7 protein-coding genes and 1 pseudogene are annotated in these 9,502 nt (G+C 64.6%); 3 read left to right on the top strand and 5 right to left on the bottom strand.

Annotated elements, in window-relative coordinates; all coding sequences use genetic code 11:
• Positions 1-346: 346 nt before the first annotated feature.
• The 4 genes and pseudogenes from ACIPO9_RS21835 to ACIPO9_RS21820 all read right to left on the bottom strand — a co-directional run.
• A pseudogene (locus ACIPO9_RS21835) lies at positions 347-463 on the bottom strand (alpha/beta hydrolase); the annotation flags it as partial.
• Between the two features lie 23 nt (positions 464-486).
• Positions 487-996, bottom strand: coding sequence for a cytochrome P460 family protein (locus ACIPO9_RS21830; protein ID WP_274135437.1), 510 nt, complete (start codon positions 994-996; stop codon positions 487-489).
• A 22-nt stretch (positions 997-1,018) separates the two neighbouring features.
• Positions 1,019-2,092, bottom strand: a complete 1,074-nt coding sequence (locus ACIPO9_RS21825; protein WP_400783437.1) for an alpha/beta fold hydrolase — start codon at positions 2,090-2,092, stop codon at positions 1,019-1,021.
• A gap of 55 nt (positions 2,093-2,147) precedes the next feature.
• Entirely contained in the window at positions 2,148-3,488 is a 1,341-nt protein-coding gene (locus ACIPO9_RS21820) for an epoxide hydrolase family protein (RefSeq protein WP_400783435.1), read from the bottom strand.
• A 190-nt stretch (positions 3,489-3,678) separates the two neighbouring features.
• Here ACIPO9_RS21820 and ACIPO9_RS21815 point away from each other — a divergent pair, with 190 nt between their 5' ends.
• The 3 genes from ACIPO9_RS21815 to ACIPO9_RS21805 all read left to right on the top strand — a co-directional run bounded on the left by ACIPO9_RS21815 (position 3,679) and on the right by ACIPO9_RS21805 (position 6,492).
• Positions 3,679-5,433 carry an ATP-binding protein gene (locus ACIPO9_RS21815; protein ID WP_400783433.1) on the top strand — a complete coding sequence of 585 codons (1,755 nt, stop codon included), beginning with the start codon at positions 3,679-3,681 and terminating at the stop codon, positions 5,431-5,433.
• Entirely contained in the window at positions 5,433-5,804 is a 372-nt protein-coding gene (locus tag ACIPO9_RS21810) for a response regulator (RefSeq protein WP_400609125.1), read from the top strand. The genes ACIPO9_RS21815 and ACIPO9_RS21810 overlap by 1 nt, the downstream gene beginning before the upstream one ends.
• Before the next feature lie 73 nt (positions 5,805-5,877).
• On the top strand, positions 5,878-6,492 hold the full coding sequence (locus ACIPO9_RS21805; RefSeq protein WP_400783511.1) for a response regulator transcription factor: 615 nt from the start codon (positions 5,878-5,880) through the stop codon (positions 6,490-6,492).
• Between the two features lie 9 nt (positions 6,493-6,501).
• On the opposite strand, the gene ACIPO9_RS21800 is transcribed toward ACIPO9_RS21805, so the two are convergent.
• Positions 6,502-9,387, bottom strand: coding sequence for an ATP-binding protein (locus ACIPO9_RS21800; protein ID WP_400783431.1), 2,886 nt, complete (start codon positions 9,385-9,387; stop codon positions 6,502-6,504).
• Positions 9,388-9,502 lie beyond the last annotated feature (115 nt).

Below are 9,502 nucleotides of genomic sequence, written 5' to 3'. Positions count from 1 at the left end.
ACCCACCTCGGCCGTATCAGACACACCGCATGCACCAGATTTACTGCCGGTTCCCGGCAGATCGCAGGCAAGCCAGCTCCTACGCCCTCCGGGCAGAAGCAAAAAGCGGATGTCAGACAGACCCGCGATCCGCTTCTGCCCGAAGGGCGTAGCAGCCGGGCTTGCCCGCGGTCTGGCGCGCAGCGGCAGTAAAACCATCCACCTCGGCCGTATCAGACACACCGCATGCACCAGATTTACTGCCGGTTCCCGGCAGATCGCAGGCAAGCCAGCTCCTACGCCCTCCGGGCAGAATCAAGGGCGAATGCCAGGCGCGCCTCCGATCCAGAATCAAAAGCGGATGTCAGGCATCGGCAAAGGCGCCGTGCACCAGCACGACCGTGGATTTCTCCGGCTGGGCAGACGCATGGGCGCCCACCAGCAGGCTGGCCGCAAACGTCAGTGCGACGAAGAGTTTGTTCATGGATAACTCCTTGATGGACGCCGTCACGGCGCGAATCGGGTGAAGACGTAATCGTGGTTTTGCACGCGAGCCTGGTGGCAGGCGAAGCAGGTCTGGTGTTGAGCCTCGTCGGCAGGCTTGCCGTCGATAAAGCGGCCAAATCCCCAGCCGCCGGTGGAGGCGTATTTCTTCGAATCCTTGACCATCACCTGAACCGTGGTGGCGGCGCCGGGGATCGATGCGGGCTCGAATTCGGGGGACTGGACGTGCTTCCACGCCAGCTTGACCAGCACCGTGCCGTCGGGAAACGGCAGCACACCGCCTTCATAGGCGTTGATCGCCACCTCGTTGCCGACCACCGCACGCAGTTCATTCAAGGGCGCGGCTTCCTGTGCGGGGGCGATCAACACCCATTTTCTGTAGCCCTCGGGCACCTTGACCCCGTAGATCGGCGACACCTGGGCATCACTGGAATCGCCCAGGGCGACTCCAGCAGTGGCCAGCGCCACCGTTCCCGCAATGACGCCGATGGCCGTCAGTCGCTTGAGTTTCATCGCTGCATTCCTCACAACCGGCTCAAAGATGATCGGCGTCGACAATTGCCTGGGCGAACGCTTGCGGCGCTTCCTGAGGCAGGTTGTGGCCGATGCCGCCGCTGATCAGCCGGTACTCGTACTTGCCGGTGAAGCGCTTGGCATAGGCCTCGGCGGGCGGGTGTGGGGCGCCGTTGGCGTCGCCTTCCATAGTGATGGTCGGCACGCTGATGGACGGGAAGGCTGCGAGTTTCTTCTCGATGGCGTCGTAGCGCGCCTCGCCTTTGACCAGCCCCAGGCGCCAGCGGTAGTTGAAGATCGAAACCGCCCCATGGTCGGGGTTCTGCAAGGCGGCTGCGCTGCGGTCATAGGTGGCGTCATCGAAATCCCACTTGGGCGAGGCCAGTTTCCAGATCAGCTTGGCGAAGTCATGGGTGTTTTTCTCATAGCCCAGGCGACCGCGCTCGGTGGCGAAGTAGAACTGATACCACCACTGCAATTCGGCCGCCGGCGGCAACGGCGCCTTGCCCGCGTCCTGGCTGCCGATCAGGTAACCGCTCACCGCGACCAGCGCCTTGACCCGCTCCGGCCAAAGCGCAGCGACGATGTCAGCGGTGCGCGCACCCCAGTCGTAGCCGCCGATCACTGCCTGCTTGATCTTCAGGGCGTCCATGAAGTCGATCAGGTCCACCGCCAGCGCCGCAGGCTGGCCGTTGCGAACGGTCTTGGCCGACAGAAACCGCGTGTCGCCATAGCCGCGCTCGTAGGGAATCAACACCCGATAACCCTTGGCCGCCAGCGCAGGCGCCACGTCCACGTAGCTGTGGATATCGTAGGGCCAGCCGTGCATCAGAATGACCGGCGGCCCATCCGCCGGACCGACTTCGGCGTAGGCCACATCCAGCAGCCCGGCCTTCACATGCTTGAGCGGGCCGAACGAGGTGTTGCTGCCAGCGGTTATAGGGCCAATCGTGGATGCGGCCACTTCAGCGGCGCTGGCCTGGGAGTATGCCCCGCCCAAGGCGCCCAATTGCAGCAGCGCAACGGCCAGGATCGAGGGAGCCAGCAGGCGCCGACGCAGGGGCGCGGCGCTCGGGTTGATGGCAGTCAGTTTCATGATGAACCTCCTTTGCGAGCCGCCACAGGCGGCACAGATAGTGGTCACAGACCGGTTATTGCCCGGCCTTGGCGCTGTCGGACTTGACCGAGGCACGCAGTGGACGGAACGCGCTGCGCAGTTCTTCGCTGAACAACTGGGGTTGTTCCCACGCCGCGAAATGCCCGCCCTTGTTCACTTCGCTGTAGTAGGAAAGCGAAGGATAGGCGCGCTGCGCCCAGCTTTTTGGCGCACGGTAGATTTCGTGAGGGAATACCGTGATCGCCACCGGCACCTTGATCGTGTCGGTCTTCTGCGCGGCGGCGCTGAAGTTATTGTTGTTGTTCTCCCAATAGAACCGGGAGGACGACGCGCCCGTGTTGGTCAACCAGTAGAGGCTGATGTCATCGAGCATTTCGTCACGGCTGAGCACGCGCTCGGGCTGGCCGTCGCTGTCGGTCCAGGCGGCGAATTTCTCGTACATCCACGCTGCGGTGCCGGCAGGCGAATCGGCCAGCAAGTAGCCGATGGTCTGCGGACGGGTCACCATCATCGCGCCGTAGGCGGCGTTGCGGCCGAAGAAGGTTTTCAGCGAGTCATAGGCACGCAGCTCTGCATCGCCCAGGCCGGTAGGCGCCGACTCGCCGCTGTTGATCGGCTTGACCAGCTCCGGCGGCACGGTGGCCGGCATGTTCAGGTGAATGCCCAGCAAGCCGGGAGGCGCCAGACGCCCCAGCGCATCGGAAATCACCGAGCCGTGGTCGCCGCCCTGGGACACATAGTGGCTGTAGCCCAGGCGCTTCATCAGCACATCCCAGGCCTTGGCCACGCGATCAGGCCCCCAGCCCAGCTCCGTGGGCTTGCCGGAAAAACCGTGCCCGGGGATCGACGGAATCACCACGTCGAACGAATCCTCGACTTTCCCGCCGTACGCCACAGGGTCGGTCAGCGGGCCGATGGTCTTGAGGAATTCGAACTGCGAGCCCGGCCAGCCGTGGGTCAGGATCAGCGGCATGGCGTGGGGATTGCGCGAGCGCACGTGAATGAACTGGATGTCCACGCCGTCGATGGTGGTGATGAACTCCGGCAACGCATTGAGCCGGGCCTCGGCCTTGCGCCAGTCATAGCCATTGCCCCAATACTTGACCAGCGCCTGGACCTGCGCCAGTTGCACGCCCTGGGAGGTATCGGCCACCGTTTCCTTGTCCGGCCAGCGGGTGTGGGCGATGCGCTGCTTGAGATCGACCAGCTCGGCTTCGTCGACATGAATCTTGTAAGGGCGGATGGCGGCGCTCGCAGGGTCGGCTGCCAGAACAGCGGGCGTCGAACCGGCAAACAACGCCAGGCCAAAGGCGCCCGCCAGGGCCGAACCGGCCAGACGACGCTGCCAGGTCATCGGGGGGATGGCTGCATGCATGATCAATCTCCTTGGGAAGTGGCCGGCCCGGATGGGTAGGCTTAGCCACGCTCCGACTCACGTGAGACTGATGACACCACCGCCCCTTGCCCCAAGCGATTACACCAAGGTGTCGGTGCATACCTATGTATAGGGCTGCGCATAACGGCGGCTATCAGGAGCTAACCGCGTACCACGACGACACCCACGTATGATGGTCCGGCGCAGCTCCCCTGGCGCATCCTCAACAATCGGCGACAGCGAGAACACCACCGGCATGCACAACGAAATCGAGCGACCTCGTGCAACCGAAGACAGCCTGCGCAGCCTGATCGACGCCGTGCCGGGATTTGTCTGGAGCGCTGCGCCCGATGGCTACGTCACCTTTCTCAATCAGCGCTGGGCCGACTACACCGGCGTGCAACTGTGCGATGCCCAGGGCTTTGGCTGGACCCAGTCCCTGCACCCCGACGATGCCCCGGAGCTGGCGGTCTACTGGGGGCAGCTGTTGCAGTCGGGCGAAGCGGGTGAGTACGAGGCCCGGCTGCGGCGCTTCGACGGCGCCTATCGCTGGTTCCTGATCCGCGCCGTGCCGCAGCGTGACGAGTCCGGCGCGATCCTGTGCTGGTACGGCGAAAACACCGACATCGAAGACCGCAAGCGCGCCGAAATGCTGCTGGCCGGCGAGAAACGCCTGCTGAGCATGATCGCCGGCGGCTCGGCCCTGACGCCGATCCTGGAGGCGCTGTGCGAGCTGGTCGAGGCCTCGTTCAACGGTGGGTTGTGCAGCATCGTGCTGGTCGATCTGAAACACCCCTACCCCGCATCCGAACCCGAGCCTCGCATCCAACCCGGCGCCGCGCCTCATGTGCCAGTCGATCTGGTGCCGGGTGCCGACGGTCGGCCTGCCGATGCAGTGCTCTGCCCCGTCGCCATGGCCGCAGTCACCAACGAACAGGTGATCGTGGGCGACCTGACCCACGAAACCCGCTGGAACGGCTGGCGTACCCGTGCGCTGTCCCATGGCTTGCAGGCCAACTGGTCGACGCCTGTCACCTCGACCAACGGCACGGTGAGCGGGATCCTGTCGATCCTCCATCGCGAGCCACAAACCCCGTCCATGGCGCAGCGCAATCTCATCGCCCAGTGCACCCATCTGGCGAGCATCGCCATCGACCGCGCACGCAACGAGGCTGCATTGGGCAAGATACGTTCCGAGCTGACGCACCTGGCGCGGGTAGCAAGCCTGGGCGCTCTGACGGCGTCCATCGCCCACGAGGTCAACCAGCCGCTGGCGGGCATCATCACCAACGCCAGCACCTGCCTGCGCATGCTCGGCGCTGATCCGCCCAATGTCGCCGGAGCCCTGGAAACCGCGCGCCGCACCATTCGCGACGGCAACCGCGCCTCGGACGTCATCAACCGGCTGCGGGCCTTGTTTTCCAAGAAAAGCATCACCCTCGAAAGCGTGGACATCAACGAAGCCGCGCGGGAAGTCATCGCCATGCTGCTGGGCGAACTGCAACGCAACGGCGTGATGCTGCACCCCGAATTTGCCGACAACCTGCCTCAGGTGATGGGCGACCGCGTGCAATTGCAGCAGGTCATTCTCAACCTGATCCTCAATGCCACAGAGGCGATGAACACTATCAGCAGCCGCTCGCGACACCTGCAGGTCAGCACCCACGCTGACGACAACGACCGCGTCTGCCTGACGGTGCGCGACAACGGCAACGGCTTCGACCCGCAAGATGTGCAACGGCTGTTCACGGCCTTCTACACCACCAAGAGTTCGGGCATGGGCATCGGCCTTTCGGTCAGCCGTTCGATCATCGAACGCCACGAAGGCTCGCTGTGGGCGACCGTGAACGAGGACGGCCCCGGCGCCAGTTTCCGCTTCGCGCTGCCGCGCATCACCCAGAGCGACAACGCGGGCGAGAGCGTCACGACCCAGGAGACCCCCTGATGGATACCCCATTGCTGATTACCGTGGTCGATGACGACGAGTCCGTGCGCGAGTCGTTGCCGGATCTGCTGCGCGAATTCGGGTTCCGGGTTCAGGCCTTTTCGTGCGCTATGGATTTCCTTGCGTCCGAGTACCTGGCACAGACCCGCTGCCTGATTCTGGACATCGCCATGCCAGGCATGTCCGGCCTTGAGCTGCAAAAGGAACTGAAGTTACGTCGCTACGACATCCCGATCATTTTCATCACCGCTCACGGAGATCCCGCCGAGCGCCCGCGCCTGATGAACCAGGGCGCCGTGGAGTGCCTGATGAAACCCTTCAGTGAAGCTGCGTTGCTCAAAGCCCTGAGCGCCGCGCTGCCGGTGAGCTGAGTGCAGGATCGAGCCCTTGAGGAGGTGGCTTATGAGAACTGACGACGCGCTTGCGCAAGGACGCAACGCCGTGATGAGCGACCCCACCCCGGTGGTGTTCGTGGTCGATGACGATGTTTCAGTGCGCGAGTCGCTGGAGTTGCTGATCGACTTCGCCAAGTGGCGACCAAGACTGTTCGAGTCCGCCCGGGCGTTTCTCGATCAACCCCAGGCGCCGGTGCCCAGTTGCCTGGTGCTGGACATCAACCTGCCTGACCTGAACGGCCTGGACCTGCAAAACATGATCGCCACCGAGCGCCCGGACCTGCCGATCATTTTTCTCACCGGGTATGGCGACGTCCCCCTCACCGTGCGCGCCATGAAGGCCGGGGCCATGGAGTTTCTGACCAAGCCGTTCGATGACGAAGTGCTGCTGCGCGCCATCGCCGATGCGCTCGACCACAGCCGCGCAGCGCTGGTCCGTGAAGACGGCCTTCGTTCACTGCGCAGCGCCCACGCCACCCTGACCCCGCGCGAGCATGAGGTGCTGGGCATGGTGGTGGCCGGTCGGTTGAACAAAGTGATCGCGTCGGACCTTGGCATCAGCGAGATCACCGTCAAGGCCCATCGCGGCAAGGTGATGCGCAAGATGAAGGCGCGCTCGGTGGCCGATCTGGTCAGGATGTCCGCGCTGCTGGGGCTGCGCTGAGCTGCCGGACTAAAGCTGTTCCCAGAGCGCCTGCAGTTGCCGCAAGTCCAGGGTGTCAAAGCCTTCGGTGAACTGCTCCCGGCACAGACCGATCAGCGCTTTCGCCTCGCTACGCCGCCCGCGATCCAGCCAGAGCGCCGCCAGATCCATCGAGGTTCTCAGCGCCCACGCCCGCGCCCCTTGTTTGCGGGCCAGATCCAGCGATTCGGTCAGCGTGATCTCGACCCTTGCGTAGTCGGTAGGCGAGAGCGTCTTGAGAATGCCCGCCTTGATCCGCAGCAACTCAGGCAATGCAAAGGCATCCGCGCTGATGCGACAGTGCGCGATGGTGCGATCGACCTGAGCCAGCGCCTGCTCATGACGCCCGGCAAGGATCAGCCCTTCGACCAGCGAGATTTCGAACGAGGTGGTCAACAGCTCGTAACGCATGCCTTGCAGCCGGGCCAGACTCTCTTCCAGCATCGCCACGGCGTCAGCCGGCTCGCCGGCGCGAATCGCAATGGCGGCACGAATGCCCATGGCCGCCGCGATGTAGGGACCGAAGGCGTTGGCGTGGGCGATGCCGGCGAAGGTGTCGATGCGCTCGGCTGCCTTGTCCAGATCGCCGGTCCAGACGTAGATGCACAGCGTCCAGATCAGGGCGATGCAATAGGTGATCGAGTGATCCAGCGCCGCCGCCTCGGCCTCGACCTGCTCGGCCCATTCGCGAGCCTGATCGGCATAGCCCATCAGCCAGAGCGTGCGGGCCAGGCCCAGGCCGGTCCGGTTGCGGTGATCGAAACCGTAGTGAATGGTGCTGCTGCGCTCGGAAGGCAGGCTGTTGCGCAGGGACAGCTCAAGCTCCTCGCGCGCCAGGGTCTGGTTGCCCAGCAGGTGGTGGGAAATGCCCGCCAGGGACGCCGCCACGGCGATGGCCTCCGGCTTGCCGATGTCGTGCCCGACCTCGACCGCCTGCTCGGCCCAGGCCAGCGAAGACGGGAAATCGCCGATGCGTTCGTAGAAGATCTGCAACCGACCGAGCACACGCAAGCGCGACCATTGATCCCCCAGCGCCACGGCAATATCCAGCGCCCTGAGCAGAGCCTTTTCGGCCAGCTCGCTGTTGCCCTGGGTGAACATGAAGGCCAGCCCCAGCGCTGCTTGCAGCTCCATTTCGGTCGGTGTGCCGAAGTAGCCAAGCTCCAGCAACTCGATGGCCCGGGCGCACCAGGTGCGGCATTCGACCATCAACGAGAAATGCAGGAACAACTGTGAGCTGGCCGCCGCCAAGGGCAGCGCCAGGCCCGGATCACCATGGGGGCCGAAGCTCCATTCCAGCGCGCTTCGCACATTCCCCAACTGGCTGGCCAGGCGCGCCGAGCGCTGGTAGATCTCCCCCGGCGAGACGCCAAGATGACCCAGCAGGTCCATGTAGAACGCCGCGTGGCGAAACGCCAGGAGATGCACCTGGGCATCGCCCTGGGCCACCAGTTTTTCCCGGGCATAGGCGCGGGTCATCTCCAGCAGGCGGTAGGCGCCCACCGGGTCGGTGAGGTCCACCGCCACCAGGCCTTTGGCAGCCAGTTCGTCGAGCATCGCCGCTGCTGTCACCGAATCGATCTGCCCATCGGCGACCACCTGGGAGGCAGCCTCCAGTGAGAACGGGCCGACGAAAATCGCCAGACGGGCGAACACCAGGCACTCGTCCGCCGACAGCAAGTTGTGGCTCCAGTCGAGCATGGCGCGCAGGGTCTGGTGCCGTGGCTGCGCGGTGCGCCGGCCGGACCAGCCCAGGGAAAATCGCTCGCCGAGCAGAGCGTGGGTGGCACGCACGCCATAGGCGCCGACGCGCACGGCCGCCAGTTCGATCGGCAGCGCCATGCCTTCGAGGCGGCGGCACATGTCGACGATCATCTGCGCGTCTTCGGCGTCCAGCACCAGGGTCGCGTTGCCCGACGATGCGCGCTCGACGAACAGCTCAATGGCGGGAAACGCGAGCATTTCATCGACCGACAATTCCTGGGTTTCGCCCGGGAAATCCAGCGGGTTGAGCCAGTGCACATGCTCGCCTCGGGCACGCAGGGGCTCGCGGCTGGTGGCCAGCAGGCTCACTCGCGGGGCAGCCTCGCGGATCTGCTCGGCGATGACAGAAACGGCATCGATCAGGTGCTCGCAATTGTCGATCACCAGCACCCATTCCTGGGCCTGCAGATGCGCCAGCAGCACCACCATCGGGTCATCGACTTGCACCGGAATATCAAGCGAACCGGCCAGCGCAGAAGGCACCAGCAAGGCATCCTCGACCTGGGCCAGGTCCACGAAACGCACGCCGCCGGGACGCGCCGCGTGAATCCGGTGCCCGACTTCAATCGCCAGGCTGGTCTTGCCGACCCCGCCTGCGCCGACGATGGTGAACAGCTTGGGCGTCTGCAACCGCTCGACGACCATCTGCACGTCGGTTTCGCGCCCGATCAATCGAGTGCGCGAAGGCAGGCTGCCCACCGTGCTGGAAAAGCGGCGCACAGGCACGGATGCCACTGGCTGTTCCACCAGCGGCTGCTCGCCCTCGAATCGCTCGATAGGCGCGACGAAGGCGTAACCGACGCCCACCTGCGTGCTGATGTAGCGGGCACCCTCCTCGCCATCGCCGAGAATTCGCCGCAGGCCGGTCATGTGGAAGCGCAGGCTGCCTTCTTCCACGACCACATCCGGCCAGACTCTGTCGATCAGTTCGCGCTTGGACAACACCCGGCCCGGACGCTCGAGCAGCGCAATCAGCAGGTCCAGCGCCCGTCCACCGATCTCGACGGCAGCGCCGTCGCGGGTCAGCAACCGCTTGCCCGGCGTCACGCAGAACGGGCCGAAGGCAAAGCGCAAGGCGAGGGATTCGTGCAGGTCGTCCAGGGCTGACTCCACGGGATCGTTGTCCGAAAATTGAGGGTAATGCCACCCGATGATGAACGATGGGCGCACGCTTGAGCATGATAGGTGTTTTGATACACCGATCAAGCGATCACGCCCGGCCTGTGCG

The sequence above is a fragment of the Pseudomonas sp. NPDC090203 genome, assembly GCF_044746765.1.
GTDB classification, from domain to species: Bacteria; Pseudomonadota; Gammaproteobacteria; order Pseudomonadales; family Pseudomonadaceae; genus Aquipseudomonas; species Aquipseudomonas putida_AD.
The sequence above is the reverse complement of the archived record's forward strand: the minus strand, read 5'-3'. Positions and strand labels throughout refer to the sequence as shown.